This window comes from Kineococcus gypseus (assembly GCF_050871305.1).
GTDB lineage: Bacteria > Actinomycetota > Actinomycetes > Actinomycetales > Kineococcaceae > Kineococcus > Kineococcus gypseus.
Map to the genome: position 1 here is coordinate 1 of NZ_JBJLRD010000066.1, position 20918 is coordinate 20918.

At 76.2% G+C, this 20918-nt stretch carries 16 protein-coding genes and 1 tRNA gene; 5 read left to right on the forward strand and 12 right to left on the reverse strand.

Going from position 1 to position 20918, the window contains the following annotated elements; translation table 11 throughout:
• Together ACRYMN_RS18740 and ACRYMN_RS18745 are read right to left on the reverse strand one after the other, a co-directional pair.
• On the reverse strand, positions 1 to 1740 hold a 1740-nt coding region (locus ACRYMN_RS18740; RefSeq protein WP_432498403.1), incomplete at its 3' end, for a S8 family serine peptidase.
• Positions 1741 to 1894: 154 nt separating this feature from the next.
• A complete protein-coding gene (locus ACRYMN_RS18745; protein ID WP_432498405.1) occupies positions 1895 to 3097 on the reverse strand; it encodes a glycosyltransferase family 4 protein in 1203 nt (400 codons plus the stop codon).
• Between the two features lie 137 nt (positions 3098 to 3234).
• Here ACRYMN_RS18745 and ACRYMN_RS18750 point away from each other — a divergent pair, with 137 nt between their 5' ends.
• Positions 3235 to 5109, forward strand: coding sequence for a cell wall-binding repeat-containing protein (locus ACRYMN_RS18750; protein ID WP_432498407.1), 1875 nt, complete (start codon positions 3235 to 3237; stop codon positions 5107 to 5109).
• Between the two features lie 54 nt (positions 5110 to 5163).
• Here the strand turns inward: ACRYMN_RS18750 and ACRYMN_RS18755 are convergent, their stop codons facing one another.
• The 5 genes from ACRYMN_RS18755 to ACRYMN_RS18775 form a co-directional block, all read right to left on the reverse strand.
• The gene (locus ACRYMN_RS18755) at positions 5164 to 6099 is read right to left on the reverse strand and encodes a hypothetical protein (protein ID WP_432498409.1); all 936 of its coding nucleotides are present in this window, start codon (positions 6097 to 6099) and stop codon (positions 5164 to 5166) included.
• Complete coding sequence (locus tag ACRYMN_RS18760; RefSeq protein ID WP_432498412.1) at positions 6096 to 6431, reverse strand: hypothetical protein; 336 nt, start codon at positions 6429 to 6431, stop codon at positions 6096 to 6098. Before ACRYMN_RS18760 ends, ACRYMN_RS18755 begins: the two co-directional genes overlap by 4 nt.
• Positions 6432 to 6682: 251 nt before the next feature.
• Positions 6683 to 7495, reverse strand: a complete 813-nt coding sequence (locus ACRYMN_RS18765; protein ID WP_432498415.1) for a TIGR04255 family protein — start codon at positions 7493 to 7495, stop codon at positions 6683 to 6685.
• A gap of 156 nt (positions 7496 to 7651) precedes the next feature.
• A complete protein-coding gene (locus tag ACRYMN_RS18770; RefSeq protein ID WP_432498418.1) occupies positions 7652 to 7993 on the reverse strand; it encodes a hypothetical protein in 342 nt (113 codons plus the stop codon).
• A gap of 135 nt (positions 7994 to 8128) precedes the next feature.
• On the reverse strand, positions 8129 to 10639 hold the full coding sequence (locus tag ACRYMN_RS18775; RefSeq protein ID WP_432498421.1) for a cell wall-binding repeat-containing protein: 2511 nt from the start codon (positions 10637 to 10639) through the stop codon (positions 8129 to 8131).
• Between the two features lie 407 nt (positions 10640 to 11046).
• Between ACRYMN_RS18775 and ACRYMN_RS18780 the strand changes: the two genes are divergently transcribed.
• From ACRYMN_RS18780 to ACRYMN_RS18790, 3 genes are all read left to right on the forward strand, one after another.
• A complete protein-coding gene (locus ACRYMN_RS18780) occupies positions 11047 to 13284 on the forward strand; it encodes an EAL domain-containing protein (protein ID WP_432498428.1) in 2238 nt (745 codons plus the stop codon).
• Positions 13285 to 13382: 98 nt separating this feature from the next.
• Entirely contained in the window at positions 13383 to 15017 is a 1635-nt protein-coding gene (locus ACRYMN_RS18785; protein WP_432498430.1) for a GGDEF domain-containing protein, read from the forward strand.
• Positions 15018 to 15027: 10 nt separating this feature from the next.
• A complete protein-coding gene (locus ACRYMN_RS18790) occupies positions 15028 to 17148 on the forward strand; it encodes a SpoIIE family protein phosphatase (RefSeq protein WP_432498433.1) in 2121 nt (706 codons plus the stop codon).
• A 79-nt stretch (positions 17149 to 17227) separates the two neighbouring features.
• Here ACRYMN_RS18790 and ACRYMN_RS18795 read toward each other — a convergent pair whose 3' ends face one another.
• Positions 17228 to 17608: an ATP-binding protein gene (locus tag ACRYMN_RS18795; RefSeq protein ID WP_432498436.1), complete on the reverse strand. Its 381-nt coding sequence runs from the start codon at positions 17606 to 17608 to the stop codon at positions 17228 to 17230.
• Positions 17609 to 17852: 244 nt separating this feature from the next.
• On the opposite strand from ACRYMN_RS18795, the gene ACRYMN_RS18800 reads away from it, so the two are divergent.
• Positions 17853 to 18767, forward strand: a complete 915-nt coding sequence (locus tag ACRYMN_RS18800; RefSeq protein WP_432498438.1) for a diacylglycerol/lipid kinase family protein — start codon at positions 17853 to 17855, stop codon at positions 18765 to 18767.
• A 44-nt stretch (positions 18768 to 18811) separates the two neighbouring features.
• Here ACRYMN_RS18800 and ACRYMN_RS18805 read toward each other — a convergent pair whose 3' ends face one another.
• From ACRYMN_RS18805 to ACRYMN_RS18820, 4 genes are all read right to left on the reverse strand, one after another.
• The gene (locus tag ACRYMN_RS18805) at positions 18812 to 19633 is read right to left on the reverse strand and encodes an alpha/beta fold hydrolase (RefSeq protein ID WP_432498440.1); all 822 of its coding nucleotides are present in this window, start codon (positions 19631 to 19633) and stop codon (positions 18812 to 18814) included.
• A complete protein-coding gene (locus ACRYMN_RS18810) occupies positions 19630 to 20055 on the reverse strand; it encodes a hypothetical protein (protein WP_432498443.1) in 426 nt (141 codons plus the stop codon). The genes ACRYMN_RS18805 and ACRYMN_RS18810 overlap by 4 nt, the downstream gene beginning before the upstream one ends.
• 53 nt (positions 20056 to 20108) lie before the next feature.
• Positions 20109 to 20201, reverse strand: a tRNA-Ser gene (locus ACRYMN_RS18815).
• Between the two features lie 74 nt (positions 20202 to 20275).
• Positions 20276 to 20701, reverse strand: coding sequence for a hypothetical protein (locus ACRYMN_RS18820; RefSeq protein ID WP_432498445.1), 426 nt, complete (start codon positions 20699 to 20701; stop codon positions 20276 to 20278).
• Positions 20702 to 20918: the final 217 nt, after the last annotated feature.

Sequence of the window (20918 nt, forward strand, 5' to 3'; positions counted from 1 at the left end):
CGGCGTGCTGGTCGGCGTGCTGGTCGGCGTGCTGGTCGGCGTGCTGGTCGGCGTGCTGGTCGGCGTGCTGGTCGGCGTGCTGGTCGGCGTGCTGGTCGGCGTGCTGGTCGGCGTGCTGGTCGGCGTGGGGCTGGGTGCGGGGGTGCCCGCGATGGTGACGGTCGCCACCGCCGAGGAGCTCAGCTCGCCGTCGCTGATGGAGTAGCGCACGGCGAACGAGCCGCTCGAACCGTGGTCCGCGCCGACGTACAGGCGACCGTCGCGGAGCATGAGTTGCGAGCCGGCGGTCGCGGTGCCCTGACGGGTCGCGGCGGTGATGGCGGGGTGCTGACCGTCCGGGTCGGCGTCGTTGGTGAGCACCCGGGAGGTCACGTCGATCAGGGGCGTGGAACGAGGGTCGGTCGAGGCGTCGACGGTCAGCACGTCGTCGACCGCCGTGGGGGCGCGGTTGACGAAGGGCGCCTCGGTGATCCCGACCGCCTTGCGGGCTGCGGAGACGGCGGCGTCCGAGCGCACCAGTCCGGCGCCGAAGCGGTCGTCGCGGCCGGTCGTGCCGAGGTCCTCGGCAGAGGTTTCGAGGAGCTCCTCGACCTCGTCGGGGCTGAAGGTCTTCTTCACGGCCTTGACGGTCGCGGCCACGGCCGCGACGTGCGGGGCCGCCATGGAGGTGCCGCTCATCCACTCGTAGGAGGTGGAGCTCCGGTTGTACGTCGACACGATCATCTCGCCGGGGGCGCTGACGTCGACCTGGGGACCGTGCTCGGAGAAGCTCGCGAGAGCGTCACCCCGCCCGGTGGCGGAGACGCCGACGACGCCGGGCAGCGAGGCCGGCATCAGGACGGGGTTGCCGCACGTGGTGGTCGCACCACCGGTGCAAGGGGCGCCGTAGTTGCCCGCGGCGGCGACGACGACCACACCTTCGGTGCGTGCGTGGTCCACAGCCTTCTGCACGGCCTGGCTGGTCTGCCCGCCCGCTCCGATGACGAGGGACAGGTTGACGACGTCCACGCCGTCGTCGGCGGCGTCGTAGATGGCTCGGACGATGCCGTCGCTGGTGCCCGCGCCGGCGTCGTCGAACACGCGGTAGATGCGCAGCTTCACGCCCGGGGCGAACCCGTCGACACCGGCGTTGCCCGCGGTGGCGGCGATGGTGCCCGCGACGTGCGTGCCGTGGCCGAGGCCGTCGGAGGTGTAGTCGCGCTCGGTGGTGTAGTCGCGGCCGCCGAGCACGGTGCCGACCGGGAGGTCGGCGTGCGGGGCGATGCCGGAGTCGATGACGCCCACGGTGACGGCGCCGATCGAGCCGGCCAGCGACGCGTCCTGGACGCCTGCGCGCATCCGGGTGTGGTCCCACTGGTCGCTGCGGCGGTCGTCACCGACGGCGTCGACCGCGGGAGCGGCCGGCAGGGTCGGCTCGGCGCCGTCGACGCCGGGCTGGGCGGCCAGGATCTGCGCGGCGCGCTCGGCGTCGGCGCTGGAGCCGGCGGAGACGGTGAGCACCTCGTACGAGCGCCCGCCGGGGACGACGACCGTGACGTCGTGGCCGTCGCCCTTCGTGGCGGCGCCCAGGGCGGACGCCTCCGCGGGGGACAGCTCGGCGCGCACCTCGACGGGCAGCGCGGCCAGGTCGCCCGCGGTGGAGGTGGCGAGCGCGGGAGCGACGGGACCGAGGACGGCGGCGGCCCCGAGGACGGCGACGGCCCCGAGGACCAGCGGGACGGCACGGCGCGAAGCACTCACGCGAGGACTCATCGGCACGATCCGCGGCGGCGAGAGCCCGGGCGGGCCGGTGCTGGTGCTCCCGGGCGGCGGGTTCACCCCGGCGCAGCAGCGCGCACCCGTGGGCCTGGATCCGGGGCGGCAGCCCGCGCTATGGTCCGCCGCCGCGGCGCCCTCAACGCCCTGCGACCCGCACCAGCAGCCGCTCGACGCGCTCCCCCACGACCTCCGGCGCGTACCTCTCCTCCACCCGAGCGCGGGCGGCGGAACGCAGGTGCGGCCCGGCGGCCAGCCCGCGCTCCACGGCGGCGGCGAGATCGGGTGGCGTGCTCGACGCGGCCAGCAGCGACGCGTCGAGGCCGCCGGCGACCTCGGGGTTCGCGCCGACGGGCGTGGCCACGACGGGCACGCCGCTGGCGAACGCCTCCAGCGTGACCACGCCGAAGCCCTCGAGCTCCAGGGTGGGCAGCACGAACAGGTCCGCCGCGCGGTGCAGGCCCGGCAGGTCCTCCTCGGGCACGAACCCCAGCAGCTGCACCGTCCCGGCCAGCCCGAGGCGCTCCACACGCGCCCGCAGCTCGTCCTCCAGGTATCCGCGCCCGCCGATCAGGACGCGCAGGCCCGGGTGGCGGGCGCGCAGCGCCGGCACCGCGTCGATGAGGTTCTCCAGGCCCATGCGGCGCACCAGGCGGCGCACGCTGAGCAGCACCGGCCCGTCGCCGCCGACGCCCCAGCGCTCGCGCAGCGCGGCGCGCTCGACGTCCCCGGCGGGGTGGAACCGCTCGAGGTCCACGGCCAGGGGCACGACATCCACCTCGGCGCGGGCGCTGGGGTGCACGAGGTGCAACTGCGCGCGCATGAAGTCGCTGGCGGTGATCACGCGCACGCAGCCGTCCACCGCGAGCAGTTCCGCACGCCGGGTCAGGTCGGCCACGACACCGGCGGCGGCACGGACCAGGGGGTACTTGCCGCCCGCGGCGTCCAGGCGCACCTCCACCGAGGAGGGGGCATGGAAGCGGTACAGCGCCTTGCCGCCGAGCCCGGCGCGCACCACGGCCGCGCCGTGGAAGGTGCTGTGCACGTACAGGGCGTCGAAGCGCTCACGAGCGTCCAGCGAACGCAGCCAGCCGGGCAGGCGGGTCAGCGTGGCGGCCGGGTGGGCGTAGTAGGCGCGCGAGCCGCGCGCCGGGGCGGGGTGGCGCAGCAGGCGCCACGCGCCGCGGTCCTGCACCAGCGGCTGGTGCGGGTCGTGCCGGCGCACCAGCACGGTGACGTCGTGCCCGCGCCGGGCCAGCTCGTCGACCTCCACCAGCACCGAGGAGGCCACGCCCCCGCGGTGCTCGGGCGGGACGCCGTCGGTGATCACGAGGAGACGCACGGGGGTGAGCGTGCCACGGACGGCGCAACAGCCGGGTGGGAGTCGGCCCGTTCGCGTCCGCAGCACCCGCACCACACCTACCCTGGTGGCGCGCCACGGCACGATCCCGGGCGAACCCCGTCCCGAGAGGAACCACCGTGGCACGCCCCGCCGCCCGTCCGCACCGTTCCCGCACCCGCCGCGCCGCTGCCGCCGCCACGCTGAGCACGCTCGTGCTCGGGTGCACGACCGCACTGGTCGACGTGCCGTCCGCCTCCGCGATCGCCACGCGCAGCCGCCTCGCCGGCGCGGACCGCTTCGAAACGGCGGCGCGCATCGTCGAGCGGGCGTTCCCTACCGGGGCGCCGGTGGTGTACCTCGCGCGCGCGGACGCCTTCCCCGACGCCCTGGCGGCCGGAGCGCTGAGCGACGGGCCGGTGCTGCTGGTGCCGCGCAGCGGTGCCGTGCCCGCGGTGGTGCTGGAGTCCGTGCAGCGGCTCGCGCCGCGCACCGTGGTGGCCCTGGGCGATGCGAACGCCGTCGGCGACGACGTGCTGGCGGCGGTGGCCGGCGGGCGCGCGACGCGGCGCCTGGGCGGCGCGGACCGCTACGCCACCGCCGCGCTCGTGGCACGCGCCGCGTTCCCCGGCACCGCCCGCACCGTGTACCTCACGCGCGGCGACACGTTCCCCGACGCCCTCTCGGCCGGTTCGCTCACCGACGGGCCGGTGCTGCTGGTGCCCTCCACGGGCGAGGTGCCGGACGTGGTGCTCCGGGAGGTGCAGCGGCTGGCACCGCAGCGGGTGGTGGCGCTGGGCGACGAGCGCGCCGTCGCGGCGGACGTGCTGGACTCCGCGGCGGCCGGTCGGCCCACGTCCCGCCTGGGCGGGGCGGACCGCTACGCCACGTCCGCGGCGATCGCTCGTGCCGCGTTCCCGGCGGGGGCCCCGGTGACCTACTTGGCACGCGCCGACGCCTTCCCCGACGCACTGGCCGCCGGTGCCCTGCGCGACGGCCCGGTGCTGCTGATGCCCACGTGCGAGGAGGTACCGGCCTCCGGCGTGGAGGCGCTGCGCGCCCTGGACGCCTCGCACGTCGTGGCCCTCGGCAACGGGCAGGCGGTGTGCGACCGCACGCTGATCAACGCCTACTACTCGGTGCAGCCCTCCACGCGCTACCTGGGCGAGCAGTACTTCGGCGGGAACGTCGCAGGCTGGTGGTTCAACCGGCAGGAGAACGTCGACGGGACGCTGTACGACTACGCCACACGGGCGGTCTGGTCGGGCAGGACGACCGAGAGCATTCCGCTGGACGGCGGGTACGCGCGCTTCCGCACCACCGTGGAGACACCCGGTGAGCGCCCGCAGGACGAGCACCTGCCCCAGCTCGACGTGGTCGTCGACGGTCGGGTGGTGTCCACCACGGTGCTCGGCGTCGGCGCGCACCGGGACCTCGACGTCGACGTCACCGGTGCGCAGGAGGTGCAGCTGGTGCTGCACGCCCCGGAGGCCACGGGTCCCTACCCGGTCGTCGGCGTCACGCTGCTCGGCAACCCTCGGGTGGTCACCGCCACCGGCGTGGACGACGGCCCGCAGTACACCCACGCGGTGGTGCCGCAGCAGCGGCTCCTGCTCGCCGACTCCGCCGGCGGTGGCGCCATGGCGGGGCAGCTGACCGCCGGCCGTGGCGTCCTGGGCGGGGTGACGTACGAGCACGCGGTGCTGGGGTTCTACGACGAGCACGCCGGGTTCACCGGCGAGCTCACCGACCGCAGGTCGTGGCGGCTCAGTCGTGCCTACCGACGACTGACCACCGTGGTCGGCATGGCCGACGACAGCGAGGACCCCACCGCCCACGGGCGCCTCGAGGTCGTCCTCGACGGGCGCCTCGCGCACAGCGTGCCGTTCACGGTCGGCCGGCCCGTGCCGGTCGACGTGGACATCACCGGGGTGCTGGACCTTGAGCTGCGGACGGTGAACTCCGCGCCCGGCGCTGCGACACCGGTGCTGGCGGACCCGGTCGTCACACCCTGAGGCGGGCCGTCAGCCCCTCCGCGCAGTCTCCTCGGCGCGGGTGCGGCCAGGCGCTCAGGCGGGGTACGGGGCGGACAGGAGGTCGAGGTCGAGGCGCTCGCTGCGGCGCACCCGGCTCAGCGGGTAGTCGTCGGCGGACACCACCTCGGGCAGCAAGCTGCTGACAGCGCTGCGCGCACTCTGCTCGCGCTCGGACGGCCCGCACCGAGCGACGAGAGCGTTGCCGAAGGCGGTCCATGCCCAGTAGCGGCGGACAGGGTCCTCAGCGGCGATCAACGTCGCGGCCGCCTGGGCAGGTGCGGGCAGCGTGGCACCGGGTTCAGGCAAGGCCGCCGAGCGCAGGTCCGGCGGGCACGGGGCGTCGTCGTCCGGGAGCATCGGCAGCGCACCCGGCGCCACCACGACGACCAGGACGAGGTCGTACGGCGGTTCACCCCAGCCCCCGGTGGCTTCGACCCGGAGTTCCAGGACATCAGCCAGGACTTGACCCAAGGGGCTCGTCTCCTTGGGCGCCTTGGACCGCATCTCCTTCTCCAGCGGCCGGAGCCAAGCGACGACGGCGTCCGGGAAGGCGAACCGGCTGAAGCGGCGGCCGATCTCCTGGCCCAGCCGGCGCACATCGGCGTCCTGCTGCACGCCGGGACAGTGCGCGAGCGGCGCGACCACGGCCTTGTGGACGGTGCTGATCAGTTCGAGGTCGGCGAAGGCGGTGCTGCCCAGCTCAGGCAGGTGGGCGTAGCGGGGGCGATCACCGGCGCGGGCACCTCGCGCGTCCTTCTCCTCGAGGTGCACGAGAGGCGCGACCTGGAGGTGGGTCACCTTCTCCAGCACGATGTCGCACGTCTGGCTGGTGAGGACCACCCCGTGCGGCGCGGTGAGGTGCTGCACCTGCCCGTCCGGGCCGGTCACGGGGAAGGTGGTCAGGTCCGGCAGCAGGTCACCCTGGGAGCGTCCCTCCAGGTCGACGGGCTCGGTGGCGCGCTCGGTCATGGACGGGACGCGTCGCCGTGCAGGTTGCCGAGCAGGTCAGCGGGGTGGAAGGGCCGGCCGGTCACCTCACCGGAGCCTGGAGCGTGCCGGGCGCGGAACTCGTCCACCAGGCTCAAGCCGCCGACGGGACGCGGCGCGAAGAGCGCAGCGCGGCGCTCCTCAGGGTTCGCCGCGTCCAGTGCGTCCACGAGCGCGGCGAACTCACGGACCACCTGCTCGTTGCGGGCGTTGAGCCGAGCTCCGCCGGCCCAGAGGTGCACTGCTCGGCGTGAGACGCCGAACAGCCTGCCGAGCTGCTCCCACGTCAAGCCGGTCTCGCGACGGATCCGCACGACGTTCTCCTGCGCTGTCCGGGCCCGTGACGGCTGCGGAACCGCGGGAGGGGCGTGCCGCGGGGCGGATGGGGCACTCGCGCGGAGTACTCGCTCGTTGTGCTCCCTGCGCTCCCAGAGCGTGCGAGCGCTGGACGTGGACCCACGGAGGTCTCGCACCACGTAGTCGCGGGGCGCACCGGTGGCGGTGCCACCTCCCACCAGCGCGTAGAAGGCATCGGGGATCCCCCGGCGCTCGGTCGCGGGAACGCTCACGAGGCGCCTCCTCCGAAGGTTTCGATGAAGCGGTCGGTGGTGCTCCACCGGAAGAACGCGTGTGCCAGTGCCGCGCTGGTCGCGAGCACCTCGCGCACACGCGGTGGAGCGGCGTCCCCGCGGGTCTCCTCGAAGGCATCGAGGTCGAGCACCCAGCACGGACGGTCCGACGGGGGCACGCTCGGGTCTAGGACGAGCCCCGCGGGGACGAGCCCGGAGCGCACGGTGAGGAAGCGGGACTCCTCGACGCGGAACTGCGCCTGTCCGAGGGCGTGCAGCCGTTCAGCGCCGTCGAGAGGCACGCCGACCATGCCCAGCACCGGAGGCTCCAGCAGGGCGTCGAGGTGCTCCAGCAAGGCTTCGTCGGCCACCTGGTTGATGTAGCGGATGCCCACCCGAGTGGTCACCGGCGGGTCGGCCAGGCCGACGAAGGCGCTCCACACCGCGTCCCAGCGGCTCAAGAAGTCGGAACGGCTGACGTAGGCGCCGGTGTCCAGGCTGAGGAAGGAGGAGCCGACGTGAACACCCCACGACTCGTCGGCGCTGCGCAACTGCCAAGAGCGCGTGGTCAGCGGCTGCTCTTGAACACCTTGGGGACCGATGAGGAAGGTCGACTCCTGCTGGGGCACCATGATCGGGTAAGAACTGCGCACCACGGCGGCGAACTCACCGGCCACGCGATCATCGGCGATCAAGGCGGACAGCGGTGGGAACTGCACCTGTGCCAGCACCCGAGTCAGGGGTGAAGCAGCCAGGTGTACTTCATCGAAACCGGCTACCGCGAAGGGTCCGGCTCCGGTAGTCGTCATGCTTCACACACTACTTCACAGCACGCAGGAGGGCGATCAACCAGATGTAATCAATTAGTAACTCTGCGCACTGCTTGGAAGATCGCCCGACGGTCGACGCGCGGCGCTGGGGCAGTTCGATGAATTGCACGGCTCCAGTCGCTCTGGCCGAGATCGCTAGCTGGACGGTACGTGATCAGCATCCAAGGGTTGAGGAGCGCGGGCGGTGGGGTGCACGAGGTGCAACTGCGAGCGCATGAAGTCGCTGGCGGTGATCACGCGCGCGCAGCCGTCCACCGCGAGCAGTTCCGCACGGCGCGTCAGGTCGGCCACGACACCGGCGGCGGCACGGACCAGGGGGTACTTGCCGCCCGCGGCGTCCAGGCGCACCTCCACCGAGGAGGGGGCGTAGAAGCGGTACAGCGCCTTGCCGCCGAGCCCGGCGCGCACCGGCGTACCGCTCCAGCCACGGGTCCGGAGGGACCGCAGCTCGACGCGGTAGCGCACGACCACCAGCACCTGGGGAGGATCCCCGCGCGGCCGCCACCCGGCTCTCCCGGGTTCCGTCGTCCGCGCACGCCAGAGCCCCGGACCTGGAGGGTCCGGGGCTCTGGACGTGCTACCTGCCGGTCATGCCGGCAGGTCGTCGACCGTTCAGCTGATCGTGACGTCGCCGCCGGTGATGTTGGCGCTGCCGTCCGTCGCGGTGTCGGTGATGCCGGTGACCGCGGTCAGGGTCAGCGGGTACTCGATGTCGCCGTCACCGGCCGCGTTGCGGTCCTCCGCGTCCTCCGTGAGGGTCACGGTGACCGTCTCGGTCCCAGCGGTGCCGGACGCGACGTCGCTGGCGGCGATGGTGGCCGTGGTGGTGGCCGTGCCCGGGGTCGCGCTCGACACCAGGATGGTGTCACCGTCCGCGTCGGTGAAGGTGAGCGTCGCACCGGTGACGGCCACATCCACACCGCGGTTGAAGGTCAGCGTGTACACGTCACCGCTGTCCACGGCGCCCTCGAGGACCTCGTCGGTCGTCAGCACCGCGGAGGTGAGCGTCGGGCGCACCTGCGTGGCGGTCGTGTCGGCGTTCGCCTCGGTGCTCAGCGCCGACTCCTCGTCGGAGACGGTCTGCGTCGCGGCCACGTCGTAGAAGGACGAAGCGGTCAGACCGGTCAGGACGACCTGGAAGCCGGCGGTGGCGGCGTCCTGGTCACCCGTCGCGGTCGCGAGCACGTCGCTGTCCGTGGTCACCGTCGGGTCACCGGCACCCGCACCGTCGGCGTCGACCTCGCCGTAGACCGTGACGGTGTCGGCGTCGTCGACACCGGTGATCGTCAGGGTGGCCGTCGTGTCGGCGGGGGTCACCGTGGTGATCGCCGGCGCGGCCGGCGTGGTGTCACCGAGCACGAACGTCGAGTCGAGCGCCTCGTTCTGCTGGTAGACCGTGCCGGTGATCAGGTCGTCACCGACCGACAGCTGGGCCTCGAACTCCTCGGGGGTGACCGCGTTGGTCGCGGCGGTGCCACCGATGAAGAAGTTGTCTTCAGCGTCGTAGTTGTAGATCGACGCGGTGGTGACGATCGAGTCGCCCTCCTTGTCGACGATCACGATGTCCTGCGGCGGCGTGGCGATGGCACCGGTGGCAGCCTCGTCCGGAACGGTCTGCACCGCGCCGCCCAGCCCGAAGGCCTCCGAGGGCAGGCCGGCGTCGTCGAGCTCCAGTCGGGTGTTCTCCCCGCCGTCGACGTACACGACCGGGACGAAGCCCTCGACCGCGGCGGCGTCGGTGGTGACGGTGAAGCTGACGGTGCCGCCGGTCGGCGAGATGCCACCGATGGACTGACCGGCACCGGCGCCCGCGCTGATGCCGTTGACGACCGTGATGTCGGCCGCCACGGTGCCCGGCAGAGCGAGACCGGTGGAGCCGTCCTCGGCGAAGGAGACGACCCCGTCCTCGTCGACCGAGATGTTGTTGGCGTTGACCAGCGTGATGCGGTAGTCGGTGTCGGCATCGAGGTTGGCGACGCTGTACTGACGCACCTCACCGAAACCGAGCTGAGCGGCCTCGGCCGGAGTCACCGCGAGGGTCTGGTTGGACTCGACCGGCCCACCCTCGGCGGACTCGGTCGCCTCCTCGAGGAACTCGGTCGGCACGCTGTTCTCGTCGCCGAAGACGACACCCGTGGTCAGGGTGCCGGCGTTGTCGGCCAGGTACTGGCGCGTGCCCTCACCCAGGTCGTTGGTGCCCAGGGTCAGCAGGATCGGGGTGCCGGTCACGCCGCCCCACGGGCCGGCGGCCAGGGCGTCGACGCGCTCGCCGTTGGCGATCGCGGCGCTGGTGCCGTCGAAGAGGCCCTCGCCGAACTCGGACTCGGCCAGCAGGGCCGCGGTCTCGGAGCGGTCAGCACCACCGATGGTGGTCTCGACGTCGATGCCCTCGGCGGCTTCGGCCACCGCGTCCTTGACGTCCTGGGTGATGCCGTTGCCGAGGAAGACGACGCGGTCGATGTCGCCGCTGGCGAGCACCTCCTCGGTCGCCGCTGGCAGCGAGGTGGCGTTGGTCAGCAGGATGGGGGTGCCGTTGTAGGCGATGGGGCCGGCGGCCAGCGCGTCCGGCGAGACCTGTCCGACCGCGTAGTCGCCGCGGGCCAGGAACACGGTCGAGGCCGGGGTCTCGCCCTGCGCGTAGACCTGCGCGGCGGTGTCGAAGCGGTCCTCACCGGCCAGGGTGGCGGTGATGGTCAGGTCCGCGTCCTCGAGGTCGGCGATGGCGCCGGGGCCGACCGAGTTCTCGTCACCGACGACGATGACGTTGGTGGCGCCGAGAGCGGTGATCGCGTCGAGGGTGAACTCGGAGACCTGGTTGACGCTGGTCAGCAGGATCGGCGCGTCGTTCAGGCCGGCCACGTAGCTGGCGGAGAGGGCGTCGATGACGCGGTCGCCGTTGGCGATGACGACGGTGTCGGCACCGTCGGGGAAGGTGGCGAGCGCGGTCAGGGCCGCGGTCTCGAAGCGGTCCTCGCCGGCGACCTGGGACTCAGGAGCGGTGAGGTCGAAGCCAGGGGCGGCGAAGGCCGCCGAAGCGCTGAAACCGACGGTGGACAGACCCACGAGAGCCGCGACGCCGGCCCCGATGCCACGCCGGCGCAACCGGGAGGTTGCTGCGGTCACGATTGCCTCCAAGGCAGTGTGAAGTGATGTTCCCCCCCACGGGGGCCGGCTCAGTGCGAGCCTGCTGCCGCCGCCTCCTCCGCTACTCAGCGGAGTCTCTCGGTGACAGCAATGAACGTACACGAGAGTCACGATGGCAACACGGTGAGTTATGGGACTCGTGTGACCAGTGGGCTCCGTCACACGATCGACACACGCTGTGACCTGCGGTTTTGCCCTTGATCGAAGTACGTAACAGTTCGGTAACGGAACGTCCCACGGATCACGCTGGTCCCTCCCGACCCGTGCGGAGTGGTCCGGGAGGACCGGGTCACCACCCCCAGCTGGGTCGGGGCCGCCCTGACCCGTGTGGGTGATCCCCCTCGGCGCCGGTCAAGCAGCGCCCCGCCGGCACCGAAGCACCTGCCGTGACGCCTCGCCCCGCCCCCTCGCGCCCGCGGGCGGTCGTGGCGGCGGTGTCGAGCGCGCCCCTGGTGGCGCTGGGCCCGCTGCTGACCGCGCGCTGGGAGCACGCCGACCACCTCACCGCCGTGCTCGGCGCGCTCGCCCTGCTCGGCGCCGCCCTGCCCTTCTGCGCGGGCTGGGCGCTGGGCCGCGTGCGCACCGCCTCCTACGGCGTCGCCTCCGCGCTCTGGGGCTCGGGCGTCACCGCCGCCGGCCTGTGGCCGCACACCGCGCTCGGGCCGGTGCGGCTGCGCGAAGCCGCCCTGGCCGTGGCCGTCGCGGCGGCGCTCGGCCTCGGCGTGCGGCACGTGCTCCCCGCGCGCGGCGAGGGGGAGTCCCCCCTGCTGCCCGACGCCCTCGTGCTGGGCACCTGCCTGGCGCTGGCCGCCGGCGAGGTGCTCGTGCGCACGGGGTCGGCGCCCGGCCCGGCCGCGCTGGCCGTCGTGCTGCTGGCCTGCGCCCACGCGGGCACCTGCCTGGCCCTGGGCGTGGAGCACCCCGCTCTGCGCCGGGCCGCCGCCGCCAGCGGCACCGCGAGCGCCGCCGTCGCCCTCACCGCCCTCGCCACCGGCCCGCACCTCGCGCACGCCGCCCTCGTGACCGCGCTCGCGGCCGGGTTCACCGCCGCCGTCGGCGCCCCCAGCGGTCCCACCCGCCACTCCGGGGAGGCCTCCGCCCGGGCCGTGCACCGCCTGCGCCGGGTGCCGCTGACGCCCGCGGTCGCGCTGTCCGCCTCCGTGCTGCTCGCGCTGGCCGCCCCGCGCCCGGAGCCCCTGCTGGGGGTGCTGCAGCTGCTCGTCGTGCTGGCCGCCGCCGTGCGCTACGTCACCTCCGCGCGCGCGCAGGCGCGCACCACCGCGCACCTGGCCTTCCAGGCCCTGCACGACGACCTCACCGGGCTGGGCAACCGCGCCGCCCTGCGCCGGGCGCTGACCGGCCCCGACGGCGAGCAGCACCTGGTGCTGCTGGAGCTCGCGGGCCTGGACGACGTCAACGACGTGCTGGGCGTGACCACCGGCGACGCGCTCGTCTCCGCCGCCGCCGAGCGGGTGCGCGCGGTCGCCGCACCGCTCGGGGCGAGCGCCTACCGCACCTCCGGCGACGAGATCGCCGTGCTCGTCGCCGGCGACGCGGGGGAGGCCGCCCGCCTGGCGCGCACGCTCGTGCGCGCCGTGGCCGACGCCCCGGCGCACGTGCCCGGGGCCACCCGCTTCCCGCTGGCCGCCACCGCCGGCGTGGCGGCGTGCGCGCCGGCCGGCGACGGGGACGCCGGTGAGGGTCCCGCCGGCACCCACGACCCCGTGGCGGCCCTCGTGCGCGCCGACACCGCGCTGCGCCACGCCCGCCTGAGCGGGCCGGGGCACGTGTCCGTGTACTCCGGCGCCGTCGCCGCCGCGCACGACCACCGCACCCTGCTGCGCGAGCGCCTGGCGGCCGCGGTGCGCGCCGGCACCGTGGACGTGCACTTCCAGCCGGTGGTGTGCCTGCGGACCGGGCGCGTGGCGAAGTTCGAGGCCCTGGCCCGCTGGGAGGACCCGGTCCTCGGGCGCGTCAGCCCCGGCGAGTTCGTCGCCGTGGCCGAGGAGGCCAACCTCGTCGTCGCCCTGGGCGAGCACGTGCTGCGCAGCGCCGTGCGCTGGGCGCACGAGGCCGGCGTCTTCGCCGCGGGCACCGGCCTGGCCGTGAACGTCTCGGTGGTGCAGCTGCAGTCGCCCGGCTTCGCCGGCACCGTGCGCGACGTGCTGGCCCGCCACGACGTGCCAGCGCACCTGCTGACCCTGGAGCTGACCGAGTCCGTCTTCCTGGACGCCGACTCCCCCGCCGAGCGCGCGGTCACCGAGCTGGCCGCGCTGGGCTGCCGCATCGCCATCGACGACTTCGGCACCGGCTACTCCGCCTTCGGGTACCTGGACCGGCTGCCCGTGCACGTGCTGAAGATCGACCGGTCGCTGACCGGCTCGCTGACCGACGCCGGCAACGGGCGCTCGGTGGTGACCTGCGTGGTGGACCTGGCCACGCGCCTGGGGCTGACCGTGGTGGTCGAGGGCGTGGAGACCGAGGAGCAGGCCGCCGCGTGCCGGGACATGCGCGCGCCCCTGGGCCAGGGCTGGCTGTACTCCGCGGCCGTGCCGCGCACCGCCCTGGGCGAGCAGCTGACGCGCACCTACCCGGTGCCGGCCCTGGTGGCGCCCGGGGTGTGAGGCGGGGCGGTACCGGCAGTCGTCGTGAAGCCGCCCGCGGACCCGGTGGCGGCCGGGAGGATGCACGGGGACCGGACTGGACGGGGCGGGGTGGGGGCGTGCACGCACGACGGGGGGCCGGCACGCCGGCGCGGGCAGACCGGCACCGCTACGCCCGCGTGGTCCTGCTGGTCGCCTCCGCCGCCGTGCTGCTGGTCCTGCTGCCCGGGTACCCGGGCACCGTGCAGCCGCGCCTCGTCGCCGTGGAGGCGCTCGGCGCCGCGGCGCTCGCGGCGGCGTGCGCACTGGCGCCCACCCGGCGCGCCCGCCAGGTCCTCGGCCTGCTCACCGCGTACTGGGTCCTGACCGCCACCGGGGACCTGTACTGGCTGCTCACGGTGGACCCCACCGGCCTGAGCTTCGCCGCCGGCGAGCACGAGCCCGGCCCGACCGTGGCGCTGACGGTCGCCCGCTACGCCGCCCCGCTGGGGATGCTCGCCCTGACCACGCCCGCCACCGGCGGGCGGCGCTGGACGTGGCGGCGCGGGGTCTCGCAGGCGCAGGTCACCGTCGGTGCCGCCGCCCTGGTGCTGCTGGTCACGCCCGTGGGTGCCCTCGTCGACGACGGGCGCTCGTACTCGCTGTTCTGCTTCTTCGACGTGGTGGTGGCCGCCGCGGCCCTGGGCGCCGTCGTCACCTCCGCCTGGGCCACCCCCCGGCCGAAGCCCGGCACCACCCGCGCGCTGGTCCTGACGGCGGCCGGCGTGAGCGCGGTGGTGCTCGGCGACGCGGCGGTGCTCATCGGGCTGACCACCGAGGACGCCCTCACCGGCGGGGCCGGCGTCGCGCTCGGCTCGTGCGGGACGCTCGGCACGGCCGTGGTCCACCTCGCCGGCGCCGGTGCGCCGGCGCCCCTGGGCGAGCCGCTGCCCCGCCCGGCGGCACCCGCCCACCCGCACCTGCTGCTCGCCGTCACCGTCGCCACGCAAGCCGTGGTGCCGCTGGCCGTCAGCGCCACGGCCGCCGCCCGGCTCGCCGCCGCGCCCCCCGGCTCGCCGGGCGCTGCCGGCGCAGCGACCCTCGGCACGGCCGCGGCGGCGCTGGTGCTCACCGTGCTCACCGCCGTGCTGCACGGGCACCGCGCCCAGCGGGCGCAGGTCGCGGCCGCGGGCGCGCAGCGCGACGAGCTGACGGGCGCGCACAGCCGCCGCGGCCTGGCGGACCTGGTGCGCCACCACCTCGGCACCGGGACGGCCACCGGCACCGGGGGCGAGCCGGGCTGGACGCTGGTGCTGATGGACCTGGACGGCTTCAAGGCGGTCAACGACGGCCTCGGCCACGACGCCGGCGACGAGGTGCTGCGCGCGGTGGTGCGCCGGGCCGCCGACGTCGTCGCCGGCCGCGGCGCCGTCGCCCGCCTCGGCGGGGACGAGTTCGTCGTGCTGCTGCGCACCGGTCCGCCCTCGGCGCCGGCCACCGCGGCCGCGCTGGAGGCGCTGCGCGCTGCCGCCGCCGCGCCCGTGGCGCTGCCCGGCGGCTGCAGCGCCGCGGTCGGCGCCTCCCTGGGGGCCGTGCCCGCCGGCCCCGGCGCCGACCTGGCGGCGCTGCTCACGGACGCCGACCGGCGCATGTACACCGACAAGCACCAGCGGCACGCCCGGCGCGGCACGTCCCCCGCGTCACCCGCGACCCCCGCGCCCCGCCCGCCCCGGGCCCCCCGACCGGCGGTGGAGGGCACCGGGGCGCCGGGTTAGGCTCGCCGGGATGGACGGGACCGAGACCGTGCTGGCGGACGACGCCGTCGCCGACGCGCTGCCGAGCGTGGTGCACGGTCAGCCTGGCGCGGTGCTGCTGGTGCGCACCACCGACGGCACCGTCCTGTTCGCCAACCCCCTCGCCGAGCAGCTCGCGCCCGAGGTGCGCCTGCCGTGCGCCGTGGACGACTGGGCGCGCGCCGCGGGCCTGCAGGCCTCCGACGGCTCGGAGCTGTCCGACCCCGGCACCGGCGAGGCGGCCAGCCCGCTCTCGCGCATCGCGCGCGGCGAGCCCGTGGGCGGCGAGCGCGTCAGCGCCGCGCGCGGCAACGACCAGGCCGCCCCGCGCGAGGCGCTGTGGGTGGTGGGCCTGCCGCTGGACGACGCCCCCGTCGAGCAGCTGAGCACCCTGGCGCTGGTGGTGCTGCTGCCGCTGCGCGAGAAGCAGCTCGTCGACGGCACCCGCGAGTCCGCCGAGCAGCTGCACAGCCGCGCCGTGCTGGCCAGCGACCTGTCCTTCACCATCTCCGACCCCAACCAGCCCGACGACCCGCTGGTGTGGGTTAACCCCGCGTTCGAGAAGGTCACCGGCTACGGCCGCGACGTGCTGGGCACCAACTGCCGCTTCCTGCAGGGTCCGGACACCGACCGCCAGGCGGTGGTGCGCATCTCCAAGGCGCTCGCCGCCGGCGAGACGATCACCGAGCTGCTGCTGAACTACCGCAAGGACGGCACGGCCTTCTGGAACGAGGTCGTCATCTCCCCCGTGCGCGACCGCGAGGGCCGCATCACCCACCACGTGGGCGTGCAGTCCGACGTGACGCTGCGCGTGCAGGCCGAGCGCGAGCGCGACGCCGCCCTGGCCGTCGCCCGCGACGCCCGCCGCCGCCTGGAGTTCCTCTCCGAGGTCGCCGACGCCCTCTCGGCCGTGCTGGACCCCGACGCCGCCCAGGACCTGCTGCCCTCCCTGGTGGTGCCGAAGTTCGCCGAGTGGGCCTTCGCCACGGTGCTGGACGCCTCCGGGCGCACCCGGCACGTGCGGGCCCGCCACGCCGACCCCGCCCGCGCCGCCGACGCCGAGCGCTTCCAGGAGGTGCAGGCGGGCCTGCGCGACGCCTCCGTCTCCATGCGGGTGCTGCGCGGGCAGCTCGGCCCGACCCTCGTGCGGGTCACCGACGCCGACGTCTCGCGCGGCGTGGGCGAGACGGAGGCCAACGAGCTGATCCACCGCATGGGCATGGGCAGCGCCCTGGTGGTGCCGCTGCGCGCGCGGGGGCAGGTCACCGGCGCGCTGACGCTGCTCAGCGGGCCGGACCGCCCCGCCTACACGGACGACGACCTGCTGACCGCCACCGACCTCGGCGCGCGCGCGGGCGTGGCGCTGGAGAACGCCCGGCTGTACGCGCAGCAGCGCCGCTCCTCCGAGACGCTGCAGCGCAGCCTGCTCACCGCGCCCGGCGACACCCCCGGCCTGGAGGTCGCCACCCGCTACATCCCCGCCGCGGAGGCCGCGCAGGTCGGCGGCGACTGGTACGACGCCTTCACCCAGCCGGACGGCTCCAGCACCGTCGTCATCGGCGACGTCATGGGCCACGACGTCTCCGCCGCCGCGGCCATGGGGCAGCTGCGCACCCTGGTGCGGGCGCTGGCCTACGACCGCTCCGCCGCCCCGCGCGAGGTGCTGCAGCGCCTGGACCACCTGCTGGACGGCCTGGGCGTCAGCACGCTGGCCACCGCGGTGGTGCTGCAGATGGACGGCGCCCCCGACGCCGGGCACCGCCGGGTGCGCTGGTGCACCGCCGGGCACCTGCCGCCCGTGCTGGCCCGCCCCGACGGCTCCGTCGGCGAGCTGGAGGGCGACGGGCTCATCCTCGGCCTGGGCGGCGGCGTCGAGCGCGTGCAGCACGAGGCGCTGATCGAGCGCGGCTCGACGGTGCTGCTGTACACCGACGGCCTGGTGGAGCGGCGCGACCGCCCCATGGAGGCGCGGCTGGCCGAGCTGCGCGCCGCGGTGGCCGAGCTGGCCGGGGCGCCGCTGGAGGAGCTGTGCGACCAGCTCATCGCCCGCATGCTGCCCGGCGGCAGCGACGACGACGTCGCGATCGTCGCGGCCCGCGTCGTCGGCCGCTGACGCGCTCCCCGCGGGCGCGCGCCGCGCACGGGCGGCGGGTCCCGTCGCCGCGGCCGGCCCCGGCCGGCCTCAGCCGGCCTCAGCCGGCCACGTCGCACCACACGTCCTTGCCCGCCGGGCCCACCCGCACCCCCCACGCCTCGCTGAGGGAGTCCACCAGGTCCACCCCGCGCCCGGACTCCGCGTGCGCCGGCGAGCGGTGGTGCCGCGGGCGCTCGGTGCTGCCGTCGCTGACGGTCAGCCGCAGCACGTCGACGCGACAGTCCACCGACGCCGCCACCGGCGGGGCGCCGTGCAGGACCGCGTTGACGGCCAGCTCGGACAGCAGCAGCAGCGCCCGCTCCAGCGGGCCGCCGTGGTGCACCGGGCACGCGGCCCGGCGCAGGAACTCGCGCGCCCGCCGGGCGGCGGACGGGTCGGCCGGCAGGGCCACCTCCGCCCGCGGCGTGACGTCGCACATGCGGTCATCCTCGGGGCGACGGGGCGGGCCCGCCCGCCGAGGACGCGCCCGGGGTTCCCAGCGCAGCCGCGGCGGTGGCAAGATGGGACCGCGCCGGCCGGGGCACGTGGAGGGGAAGACCACGAGTCCCGGCCGGCGTCCTGCTGCCCGCGCCGTCCCCCGTCCGGCCCCGCCGTCCCCCGTCCGGCCCCGCCGGGCCCCCGCCCGGCGCGCCGCGGGCGGCCGCGTCACCTACGTTCGGGGCGTGAGCCCACCCGACGGTCCCGGTCCCCTCCAGCGCGTCGTCGTCGTGCTCAACCCCAACAGCACCGGCGCCGGCCCGGACAACGCCCGCGCCCTGCAGCACGAGCTCGCCGCCCGCGTGCCGGACCTGCCGGTGGAGCTGGTCGAGACGCAGCACGCCGGGCACGCCGAGGAGCTGGCCCGCGAGCACGTGGCGCGCCACCCCGGCGTGCTGGTGGTCTCCGCCAGTGGCGACGGCGGCTACCACGAGGTCGTCAACGGCGTCGTCGCCGCCGGCCGCGACGGGCACGACGGCGGCCTGGCCGCGGTGCTGCCCTCCGGCAACGCCAACGACCACGCCACCGCCACCCAGCGCCGCCCGCTCGTCGACGCCGTCGTGGACGTCGCCACCGGCGGCGCCCGGCCCGAGCGCATGGACCTGCTGGAGGTCGACAGCGGCGACGGGGCGCCGCGGGTGGCGCACTCCTACGTCGGCGTGGGCATCAGCCCCGTCGCGGCCGCCGCCCTCAACGAGCACGACCTCGACGCGGTGAAGGAGACCGTGCTGGTCGTCAAGACGTTCTGGAAGTACCGGCCGATGACCATCGGTCACGACGGCCGCGACGTGCGCATCGACAGCCTGGTGTTCGCCAACATCGACCGGATGGCGAAGTACGCGCAGATCTCGGACGACTCGGCCACCGACGACGGGCGCTTCGAGGTGCTGCTGGTCGAGCACCGCAGCAAGCTGCGGCTGGTGGCGGAGTTCCTGCGCGTCGTGCACGGCAGGCACCCGGTGACCTCGCGCGCCGAGCCGTACGAGTTCGTCACCCGCAACCCCATGCCGCTGCAGCTGGACGGGGAGGTGCACCCGGTGCGCGGCGGCGCCACGGTGCGGGTGCGCTGCCTGCCGCTGGCGCTGCGCACCGTGCGCTGACCGCCGCGCGCCGACCGGCGACCGCCGACCGGGACGGGCCGGGCTCAGCCGGCGAGGAAGCCCAGCACGAGCGCCGAGGAGCGCTCGCGGGCCTCGGCGAGGTAGCCGTGCCGCGCGCCGGGCAGCAGCTCCGCGCGGGCGCGCGGCAGCAGCGCGGCCAGGGCGCGCGCGTTGCCCGGCGGGGTCATGGCGTCGTCCTCGCCGTGCACGACGAGCGCGGGCGCGGCCACCCGCGCCAGCAGGCCCGTGCCGTCGTGGCCGGTGCTGGCGGCGTGGTGCCCGCGCTGGACGGCGGCGGGCGCGCGCGGGGCGAAGCGCGCGGCCAGCTGGGGGTGGGCGGCGGCGAAGGCGGGCGTGAAGAACAGCTCGGCCAGCGCGGCGCGCCCGGCCGCGGTGCCCAGCCGGCGCAGCGCGCGGGTGACCTCCGGCGCGCGCGCCACCTCGGCCGCGCCGCCGGGGCCGGTGGCCCCGAGCACGAGGCGCTGCACGCGCCCGGGGTGCTCCGCGGCCAGGACCTGCGCGACCCGCCCGCCCATGGAGAAGCCGTGCACGTGGGCGCGCGCGGCGCCCAGCGCGTCGAGCACGGCGACGGCGTCGCGGGCGAAGCGGCGGGTGCTCCACTCCCCCGCCGCCGCGTCGCCGCCCGGGCCGGCCTGGCTGCGCCCGGTGCCGCGGGTGTGCACCACGACGACGCGGTGCACGGCGGCGAGGTCGTCGCGCAGGCCGTCGAGGACGTCGGGCTCCAGGGACTGCCCGCCCAGCAGCAGCACGGTGCCGGCCGGCGCCGGCGGGGAGTGCACGTCGGCGGCCAGGCGGGTGCCGTCGTCGGCGACGGCCGCCAGCTCCTCGCGGGCGGCGCGGCTCACGCGCCCGCGGGGCCGTCCACCGCGTCGGCGCCCCCGGAGCCGCCGGCGTCCCCGGCCCCGGCGGGGCGCGCCAGGCGCAGCAGCGGCTCGGTGGCCAGCCGCTGCCACAGGGCGACGACCCCGGCGGCGGTGACCAGCACGGCCAGCAACGCCAGCGGCCAGGCGTCCACGGCGAACGCCGCGCACAGCAGCAGCAGCCCCGGCAGCGGCAGCAGCCCGGCGGGCACGCGGGTCCACCAGCGCGGCTGCAGCACCGCCGCGGCGTACCACCAGGCCACCGCCACCACGCGCTCGTCCGGGTGGCGCCGGCCCTGCCGGGCCAGGGCCAGCACGTCGCGGCGGTCGGCGGCCGGCAGGGCGCGGAAGGCGCGGACCGCCGCCGCGCGCCGCTGCGCGGGCAGCTCGGGGGCGGTGACGCTCACGGGGACCTCCGGGGACGGTGCGCGGCTGCGCGGCGGGACGGGCGGTGCGGGCGCGGAGGGCATGGGATTCGAACCCATGAGGAAGGAGTGGGTACCTCCCTAGCGGTTTTCAAGACCGCCGCCTTCAACCACTCGGCCAGCCCTCCCGCGCCCTCCGAGTGTACGGACCGCACCGGCGCTCCCCGCCCGGCGAACCCCGCGGCCCGGCGGCCCCGCGCGCTCAGCGCAGCGCGACGAGCGGGGCCAGCGCGCGGGCCAGGTCGCGGGCGCGGGGCAGGTCGCGGGCGGCGGCGGGACGGCGCACGGCGAGCACGCCCTCGCCCGGGGCGGGCGCGTCCGCGTCGAGGACGACGGCGCGGCCGTCGGCGAGCATGGCGTCCAGCAGGCGCTCGCCCTCGGGCAGGGCGACGACCAGGCGCGAGCGCAGCAGGTGGCCGACGGCCGTGGTGCGCGCCAGGCGCAGCAGCAGCGCCTCGTCGTCCAGCCGCGCCAGCTCGGGGCGGCGCACCAGCAGGGTGGCCAGGGCCGTGACCTCGGCGGCGCTGGCCGGTGCGGGAGCGGCGTCGGCCGCGCGGGCGGCGGGGCGGGTGGGCGTGCGGAGCGCGCGGCGGTCCACGGTGGCCTCCTCGGGCGTCCTCGCGGTCACCGCCCACGGTGGGGGGCCGCTGTCCCCCTCGTCGTCGGCCGCGCCGGGGCCCGCCCTGATGCGCCGTCCGGGGGGGGGGGGGGGGGGGGGGGGGGGGGGGGGGGGGCGGGGGGGGGGGGGGGGGGGGGGGGGGGGGGGGGGGGGGGGGGGGGGGGGGGGGGGGTGGGGGGGGGGGGGGGCGGGGGGGGGGCGCGGGTTGGTGGGGTGGGCGGGCGGG

What these genes read in the sequence shown, in the direction of transcription:
- ACRYMN_RS18790 (WP_432498433.1), top strand. Translation starts at nt 15,028, where the DNA reads ATGGACGGGACCGAGACCGTGCTGGCGGACGACGCCGTCGCCGACGCG.
- ACRYMN_RS18755 (WP_432498409.1), bottom strand. Translation starts at nt 6,099, where the DNA reads ATGACCGAGCGCGCCACCGAGCCCGTCGACCTGGAGGGACGCTCCCAG.
- ACRYMN_RS18765 (WP_432498415.1), bottom strand. Translation starts at nt 7,495, where the DNA reads ATGACGACTACCGGAGCCGGACCCTTCGCGGTAGCCGGTTTCGATGAA.
- ACRYMN_RS18795 (WP_432498436.1), bottom strand. Translation starts at nt 17,608, where the DNA reads ATGTGCGACGTCACGCCGCGGGCGGAGGTGGCCCTGCCGGCCGACCCG.